Annotated in this window: 20 protein-coding genes and 1 pseudogene; 15 read left to right on the forward strand and 6 right to left on the reverse strand. The window is 53.2% G+C overall.

The window, feature by feature from the left end; translation table 11 throughout:
- The coding region (locus tag AC6BYQ_RS23730; RefSeq protein WP_498057625.1) for an inverse autotransporter beta domain-containing protein at positions 1 to 3,332 on the reverse strand (3,332 nt) is incomplete at its 3' end.
- A 391-nt stretch (positions 3,333 to 3,723) separates the two neighbouring features.
- Here AC6BYQ_RS23730 and AC6BYQ_RS23735 point away from each other — a divergent pair.
- The 4 genes from AC6BYQ_RS23735 to AC6BYQ_RS23750 all read left to right on the forward strand — a co-directional run bounded on the left by AC6BYQ_RS23735 (position 3,724) and on the right by AC6BYQ_RS23750 (position 7,939).
- Positions 3,724 to 4,368, forward strand: coding sequence for a helix-turn-helix domain-containing protein (locus tag AC6BYQ_RS23735; RefSeq protein WP_498057626.1), 645 nt, complete (start codon positions 3,724 to 3,726; stop codon positions 4,366 to 4,368).
- A gap of 322 nt (positions 4,369 to 4,690) precedes the next feature.
- Positions 4,691 to 5,620, forward strand: a complete 930-nt coding sequence (locus AC6BYQ_RS23740; protein WP_498057627.1) for an Rpn family recombination-promoting nuclease/putative transposase — start codon at positions 4,691 to 4,693, stop codon at positions 5,618 to 5,620.
- 473 nt (positions 5,621 to 6,093) lie between these two features.
- A complete protein-coding gene (locus AC6BYQ_RS23745) occupies positions 6,094 to 6,330 on the forward strand; it encodes a DUF6500 family protein (RefSeq protein WP_498057628.1) in 237 nt (78 codons plus the stop codon).
- A 211-nt stretch (positions 6,331 to 6,541) separates the two neighbouring features.
- Entirely contained in the window at positions 6,542 to 7,939 is a 1,398-nt protein-coding gene (locus AC6BYQ_RS23750) for an ISNCY family transposase (RefSeq protein ID WP_498057629.1), read from the forward strand.
- Positions 7,940 to 8,042: 103 nt separating this feature from the next.
- On the opposite strand, the pseudogene AC6BYQ_RS23755 reads toward AC6BYQ_RS23750, so the two are convergent.
- Together AC6BYQ_RS23755 and AC6BYQ_RS23760 are read right to left on the reverse strand one after the other, a co-directional pair.
- Positions 8,043 to 8,337, reverse strand: a pseudogene (locus tag AC6BYQ_RS23755) (type II toxin-antitoxin system RelE/ParE family toxin).
- Complete coding sequence (locus AC6BYQ_RS23760; protein ID WP_047959909.1) at positions 8,324 to 8,584, reverse strand: type II toxin-antitoxin system ParD family antitoxin; 261 nt, start codon at positions 8,582 to 8,584, stop codon at positions 8,324 to 8,326. The pseudogene AC6BYQ_RS23755 and the gene AC6BYQ_RS23760 overlap by 14 nt, the downstream one beginning before the upstream one ends.
- A gap of 269 nt (positions 8,585 to 8,853) precedes the next feature.
- On the opposite strand from AC6BYQ_RS23760, the gene AC6BYQ_RS23765 reads away from it, so the two are divergent.
- Positions 8,854 to 9,465 carry a DNA-binding protein gene (locus AC6BYQ_RS23765; protein ID WP_498057630.1) on the forward strand — a complete coding sequence of 204 codons (612 nt, stop codon included), beginning with the start codon at positions 8,854 to 8,856 and terminating at the stop codon, positions 9,463 to 9,465.
- On the forward strand, positions 9,462 to 10,268 hold the full coding sequence (locus AC6BYQ_RS23770) for a hypothetical protein (RefSeq protein ID WP_498057631.1): 807 nt from the start codon (positions 9,462 to 9,464) through the stop codon (positions 10,266 to 10,268). Before AC6BYQ_RS23765 ends, AC6BYQ_RS23770 begins: the two co-directional genes overlap by 4 nt.
- An 87-nt stretch (positions 10,269 to 10,355) precedes the next feature.
- On the opposite strand, the gene AC6BYQ_RS23775 is transcribed toward AC6BYQ_RS23770, so the two are convergent.
- Entirely contained in the window at positions 10,356 to 11,489 is a 1,134-nt protein-coding gene (locus AC6BYQ_RS23775) for a DUF3800 domain-containing protein (protein ID WP_498057632.1), read from the reverse strand.
- A gap of 262 nt (positions 11,490 to 11,751) precedes the next feature.
- Here AC6BYQ_RS23775 and AC6BYQ_RS23780 point away from each other — a divergent pair, with 262 nt between their 5' ends.
- The 7 genes from AC6BYQ_RS23780 (at position 11,752) to AC6BYQ_RS23810 (ending at position 15,245) form a co-directional block, all read left to right on the forward strand.
- Complete coding sequence (locus AC6BYQ_RS23780; RefSeq protein WP_498057633.1) at positions 11,752 to 12,426, forward strand: hypothetical protein; 675 nt, start codon at positions 11,752 to 11,754, stop codon at positions 12,424 to 12,426.
- A gap of 437 nt (positions 12,427 to 12,863) precedes the next feature.
- A complete protein-coding gene (vapB, locus tag AC6BYQ_RS23785; RefSeq protein ID WP_318155655.1) occupies positions 12,864 to 13,094 on the forward strand; it encodes a type II toxin-antitoxin system VapB family antitoxin in 231 nt (76 codons plus the stop codon).
- Complete coding sequence (locus AC6BYQ_RS23790) at positions 13,091 to 13,507, forward strand: type II toxin-antitoxin system VapC family toxin (RefSeq protein WP_498057634.1); 417 nt, start codon at positions 13,091 to 13,093, stop codon at positions 13,505 to 13,507. Before vapB ends, AC6BYQ_RS23790 begins: the two co-directional genes overlap by 4 nt.
- 35 nt (positions 13,508 to 13,542) lie before the next feature.
- Entirely contained in the window at positions 13,543 to 13,788 is a 246-nt protein-coding gene (locus AC6BYQ_RS23795; RefSeq protein ID WP_498057635.1) for a hypothetical protein, read from the forward strand.
- Between the two features lie 82 nt (positions 13,789 to 13,870).
- A complete protein-coding gene (locus AC6BYQ_RS23800; protein WP_107112206.1) occupies positions 13,871 to 14,062 on the forward strand; it encodes a hypothetical protein in 192 nt (63 codons plus the stop codon).
- A 170-nt stretch (positions 14,063 to 14,232) separates the two neighbouring features.
- On the forward strand, positions 14,233 to 14,760 hold the full coding sequence (locus AC6BYQ_RS23805) for a DUF6884 domain-containing protein (RefSeq protein WP_498057636.1): 528 nt from the start codon (positions 14,233 to 14,235) through the stop codon (positions 14,758 to 14,760).
- Positions 14,757 to 15,245, forward strand: coding sequence for a thermonuclease family protein (locus tag AC6BYQ_RS23810; protein WP_498057637.1), 489 nt, complete (start codon positions 14,757 to 14,759; stop codon positions 15,243 to 15,245). Before AC6BYQ_RS23805 ends, AC6BYQ_RS23810 begins: the two co-directional genes overlap by 4 nt.
- 268 nt (positions 15,246 to 15,513) lie before the next feature.
- Here the strand turns inward: AC6BYQ_RS23810 and AC6BYQ_RS23815 are convergent, their stop codons facing one another.
- A complete protein-coding gene (locus tag AC6BYQ_RS23815; RefSeq protein ID WP_498057638.1) occupies positions 15,514 to 16,041 on the reverse strand; it encodes a DUF2778 domain-containing protein in 528 nt (175 codons plus the stop codon).
- A 341-nt stretch (positions 16,042 to 16,382) separates the two neighbouring features.
- On the opposite strand from AC6BYQ_RS23815, the gene AC6BYQ_RS23820 reads away from it, so the two are divergent.
- Together AC6BYQ_RS23820 and AC6BYQ_RS23825 are read left to right on the forward strand one after the other, a co-directional pair.
- Positions 16,383 to 16,769: a hypothetical protein gene (locus AC6BYQ_RS23820; protein ID WP_133052143.1), complete on the forward strand. Its 387-nt coding sequence runs from the start codon at positions 16,383 to 16,385 to the stop codon at positions 16,767 to 16,769.
- Between the two features lie 449 nt (positions 16,770 to 17,218).
- Positions 17,219 to 17,986 carry a TraX family protein gene (locus AC6BYQ_RS23825; RefSeq protein ID WP_498057639.1) on the forward strand — a complete coding sequence of 256 codons (768 nt, stop codon included), beginning with the start codon at positions 17,219 to 17,221 and terminating at the stop codon, positions 17,984 to 17,986.
- Positions 17,987 to 18,006: 20 nt separating this feature from the next.
- On the opposite strand, the gene AC6BYQ_RS23830 is transcribed toward AC6BYQ_RS23825, so the two are convergent.
- The gene (locus AC6BYQ_RS23830; protein ID WP_498057640.1) at positions 18,007 to 18,237 is read right to left on the reverse strand and encodes a DUF2767 family protein; all 231 of its coding nucleotides are present in this window, start codon (positions 18,235 to 18,237) and stop codon (positions 18,007 to 18,009) included.
- Positions 18,238 to 18,493 lie beyond the last annotated feature (256 nt).

The raw sequence follows: 18,493 nt of genomic DNA on the forward strand, positions 1-18,493 counted from the left end.
GCATCGACGGCCTGGCCGTTGTTGCCGTCCGTGATGTTACCCTGCCCGCCGTTGGCCTGCGTGCTGTCGGTGAGGGTGTTCCCGGTGACGCCGAGGCCGTTGCGGGCCTGGACGGAGAGCTCGATCACGTTGCCGGCGTCGGCGGCCGTGACCGGACGGTCAGGGACGGTGCCGGAAGTTGCGACGGTTTGCCCGTTGACAGCGACCTGGCCGGAGGTGGTGTTGACGTTGCCCCACGCGTAGCGGGAGCGGTCGTCCGGGTTGCCCGTGCCGGGGGCGAAGGTGTACGTGGCGGTGAGTGACTTGCCGGAGAGGAGCGAGCCGGAAATCACGAGGCCGGAGACGGACGGTGCGGCATTCGCATCGACGGCCTGGCCGTTGTTGCCGTCCGTGATGTTACCCTGCCCGCCGTTGGTCCGGGTGTTGTCGGTGAGGGTGTTCCCGGTGACGCCGAGGCCGTTGCGTGCCTGAACGGAGAGCTCGATCACCTGGCCGGCGTCGGCGGCCGTGACCGGACGGTCAGGGACGGTGCCGGAGTTCGTGACCGGTAGGCCGTTGGCTGCCACCGAGCCGGACGTGTTGCCCTGGTAGCCCCATTCGAAGCGGGAGCGGTCGTCCGGGTTGCCGTTGCCGGGGGCGAAGGTGTACACGGCGCTGAGTGACTTGCCGGAGAGGAGCGAGCCGGAGATTTTGAGGCCGGAGACGGACGGTGAGGCCTTCGTATCGACGATCTGGCCGTTGTTACCGTCAGTGGACTGATTTCCCTGTTCTTCTGACATGGAGGTATCTACAGTGACCGTATTGCCCTTAATGTTCTTTCCGTTTCGGGCCTGCACTGACAGTTCAATAATCTTACCGGCATCATCCTCAACCAGTGCACGCTCAGGTATCACGCCTTGCTGAGAGATGATCTCACCTGAACCGTTCACGGCCGAAGACGTCATTCCTTTGGTGCCCCATGCATACGCGGAACGATCTGTTCTGTCGCCGGTGCCGGGGCTGAACACATAGGTACCAGACAGTTTCTCTCCCAGCAGAAGCTTACCTTTTAGCACAACGCTGCTGACCGACGGTGCGGCAGTCGGATCAATAACCAGCCCGTCTGCGCCATCACTGGCATCGTTGCCCTGATCCTTACTCATGCTGGTGTCAACCGTGAGGATTTTACCCGTGAGACTGAGGGTATTGGCCGGAAGAAGCGACAGCTCAATAAACTTACCTGCATCCGCAGAAGTAACGACGTAGCCCGGGATCTCTCCGGATGTTGAAATCCGTTTGCCCTCTGAAACACGCTCTGCTGTTGAGCCTTTCTCGCCCCATGCGTAGCGTGAAGCATCTTCTGCTTTTGCAATATTTCGGCTTGCATTTTCTACCGTCTGTGACTGGACAAACCGGTAGCTGCCCGTAAGCGTACTTCCCACGCTAAGCTGACCGGAAAGTCTGAGATCGGCCGCCGAAGGCGCTGCAGGCGGAACAATCTCAACGGTAACAGGAGCAAGGGCGGTGCCCTGTACTGTCGGAGTGATGACCAGCGTTCCGGCACGGGTCCCGGTCGTCATGGTCGCTTCATAGACACCCGGCGACGTTTCCCTGAAGCTGGAAAACTCAGGCAGCGTTCCTTCATTGCCCGGCATGTCAAATTTCAGGACAATATCCCCGGCGAGCCCTGTTACCGGATTACCCGCTGCGTCCTCAAGTTTCAGGATCAGTCTGGAAGTGCTGGTTGCATCTGCAGGCAGGACATCCTCATCTGAGTCAAACAGGCTTTCCGTGGCGCTTATTCCTGCGGAAAGAACAGAGATCTGCACTTCTTCGCGTGTCGAGATATTGCCTTTTTTATCGACGGCCACGGCGTAAACGCTGACCGTATTCAGGCCGTTTTCGGCATACGGTGGAAGGACAACGTTGTATTGCTGTCCGCTACCGCTAATGCTGCCGCCTGCAGCAACCAGAGCTGCATCATCCCAGCGGATACGCTCAAGACCGTATTTCGCGCGAACGCTGAGCGTGATGGGTTTGGTCTCGCCCGACTGACCGCTGACAAGTGACGGGGCTTTAAGGCGGATGAGTTCCTGCTTGCGGTACTCAAGCACAATTTCATTATTGCGGTCGACCAGGTCATAGCGAGAGCCGGCGAGGGTACGTTTAGAGCCGACTGAGTCAGGATCTGTCTGGCGCAGCCAGGATGCACCTAAATCATAGTTCAGACCAAGACTGAAGCGGGTCTCTCCTTCGCCTGCAGTGGTACCCTGTTTTCGATCAACACCAACGGTCAGCAACGGGAAGGGGGTATAGCTGAGGCCTGCCGTCATCGCAGCAGGATTACGGCTGCGGCTGTTTTTACCAAACAGCCCGACATCCTCTCCGTAGTACTGTTCATAAGCAAGCGAGGCGCCGAGTTGGGGCATGGCTGGTAGCCAGGCTTCTGTCCTGAAATCGAATCCGTTAGCCGGACGCTCGTCGTAATCGGTGACATCCGGAGAGGCACGCCAGTTGCTGGTACGGAAGTAGCTGTTAGCCCCGAATTTGAGGTAGTCTCTTGCCAGTTCGAGACCAAGACCGGCGCGGGAGTGGTCGCGTCTCAGATCGTAGTCAAAAAACGCGTTATAACCAAACATCCATTCGTTATCGATGTAATGGCGCTGGCCCAGCCCAAGGTTAGCCATGGTGCGATCGTTTATATGACGAGCCCCGAACTGCGTGAACGTGAGCGAGGAGGGCGTATCGCGTAAAGGGATCAGCATATCGAGTTCAGTGCCATCAATGCGCCCCTTGTTGTCGATATTCAGTTTTGCCTTTGCGGTTCCTGCACCGCTCAGCCAGCTATTGATTTCCTGATTGGCCTTTTCAACCGCCATGCTTTTCGCCTGCCCGGCAAGGGAGCCTGAAATATCCGGGGACTGCAGGATACCTGCGGTACGCGTACTGGCTGAAGCTATGTCCCGCTGAAGTGAGTCGTTATCAACAGAGAATGGGCTGGCCGGCGCCGTCTTTTCTTTCAGCGGAGAGGCAGGGACATCAATCTCTGCGCCTGCGCCAAGATCTTCAAAAGGCGTGCTGAATGTCCTGAGCTGGTTGAGCTTTTTAAGCTGCCCGACCGTGAGTGAAAACCGCTCGGCAAGCGTCTGTACAGTTTCGTTGTCCTGAAGGGTATAGGGTTTCACCGCGAGCGCCGCGAGTTCAGCGTCATTAAGATTGAGTTCTTGTTGAGAACGGGCAACCGCGGATGATGGTGTAAATGCCGCCGCGACAGGAAAAGCAATCTGGGCAATGATATTCGTCCAGGCGACCAGTTTAACCCCGCGCCGGGATTCTAGCTTCGGATTATTCATTTGATTACCATTTTAAGATTAATAACGTACTCACTGGTTCTTGTTAAAAAACGACTTTATAAGTAACAACCTCAAAAAGTAGTCAAAGCCCTCCGGGCGATGAAGTTAATTTATTTAAAATTAATTAAAATTATATTCTGCATCAGATTCTGAGTGAGGATTTACTCCTGAATGGGGACTGAACAATTCCCTCACTACCCATTCAGATTAATGAACCGGTATTGTGCGCACCGTATTTCCGCGCTGAGTGGATTCAGTATTCAGATTAATAAGATTTAATATTTTATACAAATCATTCCGATACTTGCTTTCTTGACTGATGCGAGGAATATCTTTAATTTATGTTTTCAGGGAATTTCCGTGTGCAGTAATCGTGCGAGGTTATCACAATATGACAACAGCCGGAAAAGAACTTAAAAGGCTTCGTGAAAGATGGAATTTAAATCCTGATGAGCTTGCCCTGTTGTGCGGCTGGCCAAGTTCAGTGCGTGTAAAAAGGTACGAGGAAGGCTTAAAAATTATCTCGCTGGAAGATGCCATATCGTTATCCTCGGTTCTGGGCGTTGTACCGGCCCGTTTTCTTTCAGACAGCGCAGGGGATGCTGAATATGTCAGATATAAAAGCACATCCTTACCTGTCGTGGGAGAGACTGATTTGCGGGCTATAACCCTGAATGAGTTTGTTTTAACGGCCGAAGGCGCATGGAGTAATTATATTCGCTCCGGTACCATACCCTACAGGCTGTACGGACTAAAGGTAAACACCGCTGAAGAAAAGCCGTTCTACAATCAAGGCGACCTGTTGATTATTGATTCAAAATCCCATCCCTGCACCGGCGATCTTGTTGTCGTGAAATCGTATTTTGAAGAATATAAAATTCAGAAATTTATCGGATATGAAAATGGAAAATTCAAACTCTGCGATTTCTCTTCAGATACAAAAAACGAATCGTGCAGCGACAGTGATATATTTTTTGTCATGGGTGTGATGGTTAGCTGCAATGACTATATGCCGGAAACGTCAATGCCGGGCTGATCTTACGTGATTAAATGCTTACGCGGTACGGTCGGGTTCCGATAAATTGTATGCAGTCAGGCCTCTTGGATTTCGTAAATTCAGTACGTGATTATATGATAATACATGCCCGGCGTCTGTGCCTTCGCGGTGATTTACTGCGAAGCTACAGGATCCCGGTGTAATGTAAAAATGGCTTAACGGTTGACAGTGGCAGTTTGCCGGGGTGACGGTTTACCGGGGGGCAGGGTCTGGCATGCAGGCGTTTGTACTGCTGCTGTTCTCCACGAAAACACTACCCGTGTTACTATTGAAAGACATTATGCACGGAGGCTGTCTGCCCATGAAAACGATGAAAAGTACGCCCACGCCCCATGATGCTGCATTCAGGCAGTTTTTGACTCAGCCGGATGTGGCCCGGGATTTTATGGAGCTGCATCTCCCGACAGAGCTTCGCAACATTTGCGATCTCAGTACGCTGAAGCTGGAATCGGGCTCCTTCGTTGAAGATGACCTCCGCCAGTATTTCAGCGACGTGCTTTACAGCCTGAAAACCACGGCTGGTGACAGTTACATCCACGTGCTCATTGAGCACCAGTCTTCAGCGGATAAACACATGGCCTTTCGGCTGATCCGCTATGCAGTAGCGGCCATGCAGCGACATCTACAGGCGGGCCATCAAAAGTTGCCACTCGTCATACCGGTGCTGTTCTACACCGGTAAGCGAAGCCCTTACCCTTACTCCACTCGGTGGCTGGATGAGTTTGAGGATCCGCTACTGGCCTGCAAACTCTACAGCAGTGCTTTTCCGCTGGTTGACGTGACCGTTATCCCTGATGATGAAATCGCAGGCCATCGCAGTATGGCCGCCCTGACCCTGCTTCAGAAACATATTCACCAGCGCGACCTGGCTGAGCTGATTGACAGACTGGCGCCCATTTTACTTGCCGGATATCTGTCTTCATCGCAGGTCATATCGCTGGTACACTACATAGTACAGGCAGGCGAAACGTCCGACGCCGAAGCCTTTGTACGCGAACTGGCACAGCGTGTGCCGCAACACGGAGACGCACTTATGACCATCGCACAGCAGCTCGAGCAGAAGGGAATAGAGAAAGGTATCCAGTTAGGCGAACAGCGCGGTATTGAAAAAGGCCGTAATGAAGGCCGGCTGGAAGTTGCCCGTACCATGCTGCAGAATGGTATTGACCGCACTACCGTCATGAAAATGACCGGCCTGACTGAAGATGACCTGATGCAGATTCGTCATTAATTCTCTTTTAGCCGGCACTCCCTGTCAGGCCTTCAGCGTAAACGGCCGGGGCAGGGAGCACGGCCGACGTGATTTTATCAGAATGGTTTACTGCACTACTTCATGGTTAAGTTCACATCAATGAGTGATGTGCGAACCGGCTGAAGCATGAATGTCGGAAAATACCCCTGAGATGCTCATGGAAGGGGGAAATAATGCCGCAAAGCGGCATGAAGGCCCCCTCCTGAACGGAATATGACTCTTTCGCTGAATGGCGCCGTGCCCGGGTAAGCCCCGGCTGAGATGAGAATTATGGAGGCTGAACTTTTAAGCCGGGTAGTTACAAGGTGAATCTTTCTTATAATAATTACACGCATAAAAGTGATAACCGCTTTTGCTATAGAAGAGGTACACTTATGAAAATACGTAATGACAGATTGCCTGTCTGCCTGTGTGTGATTGCATGTGACTTCTGAAACCATCGGGGAATGATGATGAGAGCCAGTATTCGGGCGAAAATAGTAAAGGTATGTGAAGCCAGAATTGCATCTAAAGGGAGTGATGTTGGTGTGTCATTTTATGCTTTTTTTGCCAACAAGAACGATGACCCAGAATTACTCATGGAAGTTGCCCAATGGTGGATCATGGAGATGAAGCTGGACCACTTCGAAAAAGCCAGAAAAATACTGTCCCTTGTCCAGGGGCACCACGACTTAGCTGCTCCATTATAATTTTCTTTATCCAGACTGGCTCTAACAGAGAGGGCACCAGTGAGTCAGAAAAGTGATTGATTTTATTTATCTAATTAACTCTATTTAACATAATCTTTGTTATGCGAACTTATTGTGTAGTAGCTAAATTGAGATGTCCGTCTCTGACCAAATAGACATGTCCGCGCTACAGTCTCACCACAGCGATCACAGCTTTCAAAGGATGAGACTCATGACGGCATACGGAACGGAGTTTTTCTCAATGAACGATGTAAACCGACTCAGGATCCTTCAGGACGTTATCGACCGCCGTCTTACCACACGTCTTGCAGCAACCCGGCTTGAGATATCTGACAGACACTGCCGACGGTTGCTGGAGCGCTATCGTGAACATGGGCCGCTTTCACTTGTTAACCGTCGTCGTGGCCAGCCTGGCAACCGGCAACTCATGTCGGGTCTCGCTGAACGAGCACTGCGTATTATCCGCGAACGCTACGCTGATTTTGGCCCGACTTTAGCCTGTGAGAAGCTCGCCGAGGTTCATGGACTGTATCTGGCCAAAGAGACGGTACGCAAGCTGATGACACAGGCTGGTTTATGGATCCCCCGCAAGTCACGGCCGCCACGTGTACATCAGCCACGACCGCGTCGGGCTTGTACTGGAGAACTCATCCAGATTGATGGCTGTGAGCATCGCTGGTTCGAGGATCGTGGTCCGGCCTGCACACTGCTCGTTTACGTTGACGATGCGACCAGCCGGCTGATGCAGCTTCTGTTCGTCAGTTCTGAGTCCACTTTCACCTATTTTGAAGCCACCCGCGGTTATCTGGAACGTTACGGTAAGCCTCTGGCGTTCTACAGCGACAAGGCCAGTGTCTTCAGGATCAACAACAAGCAGGCCACCGGCGGAGATGGCCAGACTCAGTTTGGCCGTGCCATGAACGAGCTGAACATCACCGGCATCTGCGCCAACACCAGTTCAGCCAAGGGCCGTGTTGAACGGGCCCACCTCACGTTACAGGACCGCCTGGTCAAGGAGCTGCGGCTCCGTGGTATCAGTACACCAGAGGCCGCAAACGCCTTTGCCGAAGAGTTTATGGCTGACTACAACCGCCGGTTTGCAAAGCCACCTCGTCACGATTTCGACGTTCACCGTCCGCTTGAGAACAATGAAAATCTGGAGGCAACATTCACCTGGCGTGAACAGCGTAAGGTCTCAAAAAACCTGACATTACAGTACGATAAGAAGTTATATCTGCTTGAAGATAATGAAGGAAACCGTCGTTTTCAGGGGAAATACATTGATGTCTGGCAGTATCCGGACGGTACCATTGAGCTCCGGGCTAACGGTACTTCCCTGCCCTTCATAACCTACGACCGGCTTGGAGAGCTGGACCAGGGCGCCATCATCGACAACAAGCGCCTGGGACGCGCTCTAGAGATGATAAAACTGGTGCAGGACAAACGGGACAATACTCGCTCACAGGCTCTGCCGTCCCTTGACGGCCAGACGTCACGCAGAAAGAAACAACCCGGCAAGAAATCACAACGAAGTCTGGACCAGAACGACATGCTGGAAGCCCTGCAGCAACTCCAGACAAGGAGCCAGGAAATCTTCGGCAAAAGCTAAAACATAACCCACATACGGACATTTTAATTTAGCCACAAAGCGGACCTTTAAAAACAGCCTAGACAAACTATTTGATTTTTATGTATTTTAAATTCTTGCTCGTTCATCTCCAGGGTTCATGCCGCGCCGTATCCTGAGACTGGCTGAGAATACGTATGACCGTAACCATCGAATGTGATGACACAAAAGATCATGTACTGTTCCACCGGCAGCGAGCAGATATCTTCTCCCAGCTCCGCGCGATGCGTGCCGATGTCGTGCATGGCCAGCACATCAAACACCGCGGCTATACGGCCGATATGCGCATCCGCCTGAACAACCCCGAACTGTCTGAAGCTGTAATCCCAGATAGCTTCCAGATCTTCTTCTGCTTTCGGTGTCAGCTCAATTTCTTTCATTTGCCACCCTGGCCCTGACATTATTCAGGAATGCATCCTTGTTCCATGGTTTTGCCTCGCCGCTGCTGAGTCCTTCGGCCAGGAGGTCGCGCAGTTCCTGAAGGCGTGATTCAGCCTGCTTCTCGCGTAGTAAACGCAGCGCGTCACGCATGACCTCGCTCTGGGTACGGTAATCACCGGCCTTAACCAGGGAATCGATAAATTCACGCAGCTCATCACCCACGTCCACCGTCATCGTACGGGCCATAACCCCTCCGTTTCTTAATGTAAGATTTGTTCTTACATCATTATATCAGCTTACTCCCCTGCTTCCATCAGCCTTGAGATCCGACTTCGGGAGTTTTCGGATCTGACCGGGAAAACGAGTACGCTGTGTATGTACGGTATGATTATATGTATGTAATGTACGATATGTATAAGTTGTATTATTTGTACGATATGTATTTTGTGTATTGTGTGTTTTTTCCCCGCCGCGTACAATCCTGTCACTGACCCCTTATCCACCCCGGAGCCATCATGAGCACACTGCCCCCCGAAACCGTCCGCCGTATCGAGGACGCCGCCGCCGCCCTCATCGCCGCCGGCACCCCGAACCCGACCAACGAGCAGGTCCGCCAGCACCTCGGCGGCGGCTCCCTGTCCCATATCTCCCCGGTGATGCGCGCGTTCCGCGCCCGGCAGCGGGAGCAGGCCGCGGAGCAGACCACGCCGCTGCCGGCAGAGCTGGCGCAGCTGCTGACCGGCCAGCTGGGGCTGCTGTGGCAGGCGGCCGTCAGGCAGGCTGATGCTGACACCCTGGCGGCGCGCGAGCAGGCCGACGACGACATTGCCCGGGCCGACCAGGAGCGGGATGAGGCCCTGGCGAACGTGGCCGCCCTGGAGAGCGAGCTGGCGGTGCTGCGGGAGGTGGTGGCCGAACGTGACCGCCTGCTGCAGGAGGTGCGCGAGCTGCGCGCGGAGGCGCTGCCGCTGCGCGAGCAGGTGGCCCGCCTGACCGCCACCGGCGAACACCTGGCGGCGCAGCTGCAGGACACGAAAGCGGAGCTGAAGGAAGCCCGGGAGGACGGCCGTCAGCTTCAGACCGAACTGCTGGCCCTGGCCCGCCAGGACGGGAAGGTGAAGAAATGAATGCGGACACCCGGGCCCGGGTGGAGGCCTTCCGCCGCGCCCTGGAGCTGGCAGCCGGTGAACGGTCCGGCGAGCCGGTACCGTCCGTCTGGCGTGACGTACTGAAGGATTTCCCGGACGGCTGCTGCGAGCTGGCCAGCCAGACGCTGGCTGAATATCTGACGGAAGACTGCAGCAAACTGCATCCCTATATTATCGGCATGCAGTGGGATGACGGTCCTGACAGACACGGCCACGTCATTGTCGCCCTGGACGGGGAGTACATCGACCTGACGCTGGATCAGTTTGACGGGTATCACGACCGGATTGTGGCAGAGCCCATTGAGTCCGGCGGGCAGATCGCGGGGTTTATTCAGAGGGTCCGGGCCCACGGCGGGACACTCAGCACGCGTGAACTGACGTTCGCCGGCATTCCTGACCAGGCATGTAACCTGTATGCCTGGCTGAAGGAGGTGGCGGACGAACTGCTCGCTGCGTCAGGACAGGGCAGGGCACCTGACAGTATGCCTCTGCTGGTCTCCACGGAGATCCTGCCTCAGTACCGCGCCGGAGCGGTGGCCGGTGCGTCAGGTACGGGCACTCAGGTCACCGGGCAGAAAAAACAACGGCCAATGACGCACGTGGGGATCATTACAGAATGCTACCGGCCCCGCGAGGTCAGGCTGCGGGAAACGAACACCCAGTGGGTCAGTGAGTGCGGCCTGCGCTTCAGAAAGGACACGGGCGCTGCGGCCGGAAGCGGCGTCTGGAGTGCAAACCGCCTTGATTTGAAGAGTATCCGGGAAATCCAGTCTGAAGATTAACGGCCCGCGGTCCCTCCCGAAGATGCCGGACGGACGTATCATCCCGTCCCGGCCGCTTCCACTAACGTGCATACATAACCTGCCGGATCAGGATGCCGGCAGGATTTGCACCCGATGTGCCAGCCGTTTAGCCTCTTCCTGATCCCGGTATTCACTGGCCTTTTTCAACATTTCAGCCGTTGGCTCCTGCAGTTTGTCCAGGAACTCCTTAGCTCGTTTAGCGACCGATTGCAGGGAGACACTGTCCATCCTGCCGGTATTGCGGTTGGTGTAAACCAGGCGGGCTAACGGCCTGGTCAGCTCCTTCCCTTCCATAAAGCGTTTGAAGATCCAGAGATATATATCAACCAGCTCCAGCCCTGCACTCTGTGTACCCGACTGGAAGACCAGCGGTTCAGCCGGCATGTTCGTCACATCCATGCCCGGTAAACCGGGTCCGTTTATCCAGGGCTGCTCGCGTATCTGGTAATAGAAATCCCTCAGCTCCCGCTGGGTGGTGTTGAACTGCGACTGCTGGTCTACAACGATGTCGGCTTTTCGATTTGGTGCTCCCAGGCGGAAACAGATACCGCGTAATACGAACTGAAATCCAATCATGTTGGGCATGATCTGCAGTTTTTGCTTGCCGGTTTTGCAGTTATATCCCAGCTCGTCAAAGTGGGTCATCGCCCAGGACAACGCATCGGTAATCAGTTCAATGTAACGGTGATCCCCCAGGGTATGGACGCGCGCAAGTAACGCCCTGCATACCTCACTGAACAGGGATGAGGAACGTTCATCATGGGCTTCGAGGCGGGCACGCCACGCTTTTTCAGCCAGTTCATCATCGAACAGGCTTGCCAGATTCAGCAGCAGCGGGTAACGAAAGGGGGTCCAGTAGGCAACCCCGGGCACAGCAGGATTCATCCCCTGGTCGAACACCTGGTCGAAGAACGAAATAATGGCGTGATCCCGTTTAACCACCTGCCAGACATCAAACCGTATCCGGTGCTTCTTCTGCAGGACAAGCAGCGTATCAACCACCTCATCAAGGCGGTGAATTCCCAGTTCTGCGGCGTGCAGGCGCTGCACTCCCAGTTTCTTACGCAAGGCAGCAAGATCTGCTTCGGCAACCTTGTCCAGGTCATCCGGTGAGGAAAGCACACCGTAGGAAAGCACAGGCTGGGTACGGTCAAAAAGATTCGGACCGGTATGACCGGTTTCATCCACATAAAAATGCATGCAGGGTTCCTTTATCAGGCAGGCGCAGGCGAAACGATATTGTTGATGCGACTGTAAAACCTTCCTGTCAGTGGGTGCAAGAGAACCGGTTAACACTTTTTTCGGATCTGCGGAAAGGTTGTGCGCAAAAAACAAGCAATATGCGACTTATTACTGAAGGCTATGTGCATTCTTTAGCGAAAATGATGGTGTTCTTTTAAGTATCCGATTAGAAAGGTGATGAAATAATGACAATAATTTTTAAAGGATGATTGCTCCGACTATGAATATTATCAACCCTTTCCACACAGACTGCACTGCCAGAATACACGATAGTTACCCCGACCATGTGCCGCGCTCCCCCATAACATCCCCGCTTGATGCGGCGCAAGTTCTGGCTTTCGCAGGGGCTAATGGCGATATTGCGTGGCATATTGAAAATGAACTGGAGAATGGCGGTGAATACGCGAACTGGAGAGCAAACATGCCGTCAGTTACACCGCAAATCTTACTGGATTATCAGCAGCTGTACCCCCTTTCTCAGGCGCAGATGGCGCAGGCGAACAACGAGATAAATAACCATGGGGTGATGATCCCCCATGATCAGATTCTGTTCCACGGTGGTCAGTGGATGGGAAAGAACATTGTTACAAAACTCAGTGACCCCTTTGCCACGACCTTCTGTCCACAGGTTGCCATGCGTGAAGCTGAACACTCAGGTAAAGCGTACAAGGCAGGCTACATTGATTTGATGGTCATTACGGTTATCGATCCCCAGGTTAAAGCCTTCGTGTTCGACATGGATGAGCCAGAAAAGGGAAATGAGCTTGAAGTTCTTTTTGCGGCCGGGGCCACGATAACGGTTACCAGCAGAACCGCTATGAATTTCAAATACCCTGTTTACGGGAATCCAGAAAAAGAAATTACGACCTACCTCGTTGAAGCGACACTCAGTTAATAACAGAAGGGCGCAATGTGCGCCCTTAATATATGCGCTCGTTGCGCAGAGAGAGTTTTACGGCGACTGAGCCCCTTATGCAGGCCGATAAGCGCCAGCGTTCGCTGAACAAATTCTGTCTCTAAACCTGAATAATTTCCCATTCAAAACTTCCGTTCGGTCCAAAAACTCACCATACCGTCAGGTCAGTCAGGTGCTTCAGGCCAGCTAGTCCGATTTTGCCTTTTTTCGGATCTGAGCGGGAAAAGAGAGAACATAGTATATGTTAAACATAACCATATGCCTGGCATCTGCATATGCAAACCCTATACAAATATTTTTTTTGCATATACTATACATATGCAGCAGCCGTACTCTGGCTGTCTTAACGTTACTGGTCTGTATTATTAGCAGACCTTGCTCACTTTTCGGGCTAAGGACTTCAAGGGATAAAACCTATGAGAACCGTATCTATTTTCAAAAACGGCAACAACCGCGCCATCCGCCTGCCCCGCGATCTGGATTTTGAGGGGGTGAGCGAGCTGGAGATCGTCCGGGAAGGAGACAGCATCATCCTGCGTCCCGTCCGGCCGACCTGGGGTTCATTCGCGCAGCTCGAAAAAGCTGACCCGGACTTTATGGCGGAGCGGGAGGACGTTGTCAGAGACGAAGGACGATTTGACCTGTGAACAAAATCTATATGCTCGACACTAACATCTGCTCGTTCATTATGCGCGAGCAGCCGGAAGCCGTGCTGAAACGCCTGGAGCAGGCGGTGCTGCGGGGTCACCGCATTGTGGTTTCGGCCATCACTTACGCCGAGATGCGATTCGGCGCCACCGGCCCGAAGGCCTCGCCCCGCCACATGCAGCTGGTTGACGCGTTCTGCTCCCGCCTCGATGCCATCCTGCCCTGGGATCGCGCTGCGGTGGATGCGACCACGGAGATAAAGGTGGCGCTGCGCCTCGCCGGCACGCCGATCGGCCCGAACGACACGGCGATTGCCGGGCACGCCATTGCGGCCGGCGCGGTACTGGTGACGAATAATGTGAGAGAGTTTGAACGGGTGCCGGGCCTGGTGCTGGAAGACTGGGTGAAGTAATCCCGATAAAAATTTTCGTTACGGAGACGACTGACATGAATGCTGAGCACACGGACTACGGCTGGCTTTTCAGGGAATCGGCTGAAGAAACTGACGGCGATATCCTTATTGATCTGGATCATCTGCCTCCGGAGCTTAAACAGGCCGCTCTCCAGATGTTACTGAATCAGATTGACCGCGATACGGCAGAGAAAAAACTGGCAGAAGTCATACAGCAACTCGGGTTTGATATCACTGCAGCAGAACTGTCAGCGTATCTTTTTAAACCGGGCCATGCCTGACAGCTGATCCGATAGAGATATCAGATGCGCTCTCTGGTGGTCTTCACTGTATTAATTCCATCGACTGCATGAAGGATAAAAAATGCCAGAAAATACATCTATTTATGCATCAATTATTGCCATGATAATTGCATTAACCGCAATGCTGGTCAGTATCCATACATGGAGAAGAGCGAAGAGATACAAAATTATATTTAAAAAGTTGAAGAATGGGGATGAGCTGGATGACAGGGAAATTCTGCTCCTTCAGAAGCTTCGTAAACCGGCTCGATAATAATGCCAGTCTGTTATAAAACGCGACCTGACGTCCATCTCATCGTCACCTGCACGCGCCGCAAAACTGTGGCTGCAGGTGATGCGGTCTTTCCGGATGAACGTGACGTGGAGAGAGCTTACGGGCTCTGGATGGAAAGACTGGCGCAGGCCCGTCGCGGATCGCCCCCCATGAACGCCGGCGAGCTGTATACAGGCCAGCACTGGAGCAGGGCAGTAGCAGCTGCGGCGCGTAGTGGTGCTGAGATGTGGATTTTATCCGCAGGCCTGGGGCTACTTCATGTCTCTGATCCCGTGGTCCCGTATGAAGCGACGTTCTCCACGATGCCGTTCAGCCATCGCACTCACTGGGAACGGCTGACAACGCGTCCACCTTCGGAACGACGGTGTACCTCCCTGAAGACGCTGATGCAGGCAAGGCCTGACGATCGGTTTGTGGTGGCCGCCTCTCCGGTGTACCTGCGCGCCGTTGAAGCAGACCTGCTTGCAGGAAGGGACGCGCTACGTACGCCTGAACAGCTGCAGGTTGTCACCTCAAAAGGCTACCGGGGCAGCCTGAAGGACAGTGTCCGGTATACGAGCGCAGACATGATGAAAGAGCTGAATACCAACATGACCGGACTGAATGTCGGTTATGCCCTGCAGCTCATTGGTAATGAAAAACTGAACAGCGGTACAGCAGGTGAGGTGTATGCATGATCCGGCAGCTCAGTGTCATGGCCCTGCTCGTGGTGACCTTTTCGGCCAGCGCAGATATCAGCGGCCGGGTCGTTCGCGTGCTGGACGGGGATACCGTTGAGGTTCTTGAAACGGGGAACCGTCTTACGCGCGTTCGTCTTGCCGGCATCGATGCGCCGGAAAAGAGCCAGCCTTTTGGCCAGCGCTCCAGACAGGAACTCACATCAATGGTGGCGCAGCGCAACGTAACCATCACGGGTGAAGAAACGGATCGCTACGGGCGGCGGCTGGGCACCGTGTGGCTTGGCGCAACGGATGTGAATGCCGTGCAGATCCGCAAAGGGCTGGCCTGGGTATACCGGTACCACGGAAAACCGGCCCGGACTGACTACGCACAGCTGGAAGCCGAAGCCCGCCGGCAGGGTGCCGGACTCTGGTCAGTTCCGGGCCAGACAGAACCCTGGCGCTGGCGGAGCCAGCATCAGGACAGAGGTTTTGTCAGATGACGCCTGAAAAAAGGAACTCAAGAAGATCCTTATCAATTCAGTTCATTTGTTCAGCCGTTTTTCAATAAAGCGGACGATAAGTGGATATGCTATGACCATAACCACTGAGCAAATGACAAGCAGAGAGATACCAACGAACCCTTCAACATCACGCTCACCAAACAGCCCGGCTAACTTCTTCCAGAATTCAATCTGGCCTTGCGTCGCAGGATCTGACGGCCGAACCAAAAGAAACGTCAGTGCAAATACAGCGACACAAATCAGAATTCTAAATCCCGTCGGGACACATCTCGCGGCCATTCAAGATCACCTCAATCGTTCCATAAGACATCAGACCATTAGGCAGCCTGATCTGCGGCGTTGACATTAACGCCTGTCGAATCGCAATGAAGTCAGTGCGATGTTGCAACGTAATGCATCCCAGGGATATTCCAAGAGGACCTGGGGGATGCAAACGGAAATTCCCCCGTTCAACACCATTAACCCATGTGTGATCGTCAATTTTCCCGTCATCGCGATACAGGGCAAACCACTCATACTTGATCACCGGCCTTGAAGTCGGCCATGAATAAAAATCATGGAGATCAGTACGAATAACCCTTTTCCATCCTCCGGAAGGGCGATTGACTATGTGATAACGGCCGTCAGGAATTGGACCATTATCAGGGACACCAATACACCCCGCACGATTCCGGTATTGGTCATTACCGGAATAAGCCAGAAATGTGCCTATGCCATAGAACGTCAAAGGGCTAAAGGTAGCGTCATTAACAACAAATTTTCCTTGTAAAGCCATTGAGTATTTGTCCTTTTTTAATTTCCTGTCACCAGACTACCCCTGTTAAGCTGACAAACTTTAGCATACGATCTCCATCTAAAGGAGGGGAATTGACTGATTCTGACGCAGAAAAGTCATGCGAGAAGTACATCCTGTACCATATTCAGGGACAGACTTTTATCAGACTGTAATCTCACTGTATCTGTTCAACATGATGTACGGCTGCCAGACGCAAAAAATTGCAGGCCGGGTAATTTTCACTGAATGATGCACCGCAGGGGTTGATAATGGTCTTATAAAACGGCTAATGTTATAAATACTGATAATTAGTACATTCAATATATTGAGATTCAATAATTATGAAAAAGAGATCGGGAGACCCCCGTAAACGACAGGCTCTCAAAGATGCAGAACAGGCCATTAAATCAGAAGAAGCACGGCGAATGGCTCTGATTATCTCCAGGGAAAAGGAAATAAAAGCGGAAACTCTCCGGTTGATCGAACTGTTCGAAGAACAGTACCCTGACTCACCCGGCTACCACTACGATGAGCAGCCCTATATAATGACTATCAGTGTCATTGTTATGCACCGGGCAGGCTGTGAGTTAAATGACGAACCAGAAAAATACGATCCTGCCGGGCAGCTTGATACGCTGGAACTGTTACCGGCAATGAGAGGAGAAGTTGATGCGTTTCTCATAAGGAATCAGCTGGATAAAGCTGATTCCTGGTCTGTATTCAGTTGAAACTTTACAGAAAGAACATGTCAGGATGAATGTCCGGCAAAGAGATATTCGCTGAAAATTATAAAAAGGAAGTGTATTATACTGGTGTGGGTTAATTCTGGCTGCTGTCATTTAATGGCCGGTTATTTCGTAAATAAAGAATGGGCCCTCGAAACTGAAATAATTTTTTACAGGTCAGTGCGTCCCCTAATCTAAATATGTTGTGGTTGTTGCCGATAACAATATAGTACGGACGGGGTGATACATGAACGATTTTCATATTTTAACTATTTGTATTCAGAATAAAGATGTGACCGGCGCCATGCGTGTGCTGCGGGATAAATCAGAATTTGCGGTGCGCAAAATTCTGGAAAAATTAAAAGTCAGGGTGACATCGCAAACCGGCAGAGTATTCTGGCATTCTGTTCAGGGCTGGCTGCTGAACGCATGTCGTCTGGGGAGTATTCAGCATGAATCTGTTCGTACCCGATGCATTTCACAACCTGCAGAAAACCAGCCAACCCAGCCCGGCAGCACTGGATATGATCAAGCTCGTGGCGCTTCTGGCCATGCTCATCGATCACATCAATACGCTGTTTCTGACGCCAGCCTGGCCGGTGATGTATGCGCTTGGCCGGATGGCCTTCCCCCTGTTCACGCTTATATGGGCGATGAACGTGCAGCGTTCGCCAGAACGTCTGCAGGTAAGGGCAAACCGGCTGTGGATCTGGGCAGTCATCACGCAGCCGGTATTCAGCCTGGCCTTCCTGGGTCACCAGCCGTGGTGGGCGATGAACATCCTGTTCGTGTTCGCCGGCGTCACGCAGCTGCTTGCCCTGCGGTACCGGTATGGCCAGAAGGGAAACCTTGTCGGTGGGCTGCTTCTGGCGCTTATGATATTTCCGCTTCAGCCCGCAAGTTATGGCCTGTCGGGCGTCATACTGGCCGTCAGCCTGGCAACCGTTACGGGAAGCTCTGCCCCCGAAATGAAGCGCAGGGCCGCCTTTGTTGCCGTGCTGTCACTGCTCTGCTTAAACGGTATCACGCATCTGCTCAGCATGCCTGCAGAGACATTATTACTGGCCACACTGCCAACACTGGTATTCCCCCTGATCGCAATGTCCCTGTGCACGGACCTCTGCCCGGCAGGCCGTCAGCGTTTTATGCCGCGTCATTTCTTTTATATGGCCTATACCGGCCATCTGCTGGTCCTGCTCATACTGGAAAAGCTCTGGTAAACCTGACACCGTTTCCGGGGTCAGCCCGGTCCGGGTATGTTGCGGCCACGCTGCAGTAAATCAATGGCCAGCTGGAGGTACAGAAGCTGGTCCGGTTCCCATCTCCCGGTTTCGGCAAGCCCGTTGAGCAGCACGAGCACGATGTTTTCGCTTGTTGAGTCATGCCCGGCTTCGATGAGCGAAAACACAATACTGCCCACCACCTGGCACATTTCATCATGCTGTCGCATGAAGGTATCTGAATAGTCCATCCGGTCACCCCCGCAGAGTGATATTCAACATGAAGGCTCATGGCCATGATGCCGCGAAGCGGCATGGAGACGCCAGCCGGAGCTGAACCGGGTGATTCTGGTGAGGGGCGTCGTGACCGGCGTCAGCCGCTGCGGTTTGAAAGGTTCCGCCTGTCCCAACCCACTCCCTGCGAGGCCTTACCCGCTTAAAGCCATTCCGGTTGTTAATGTGCGCGGTCGGAGTGAGCCCGTCAAGGCCTGCGGCCGCTGACGGGCT

The organism is Serratia sp. LTN-2 (assembly GCF_059740205.1).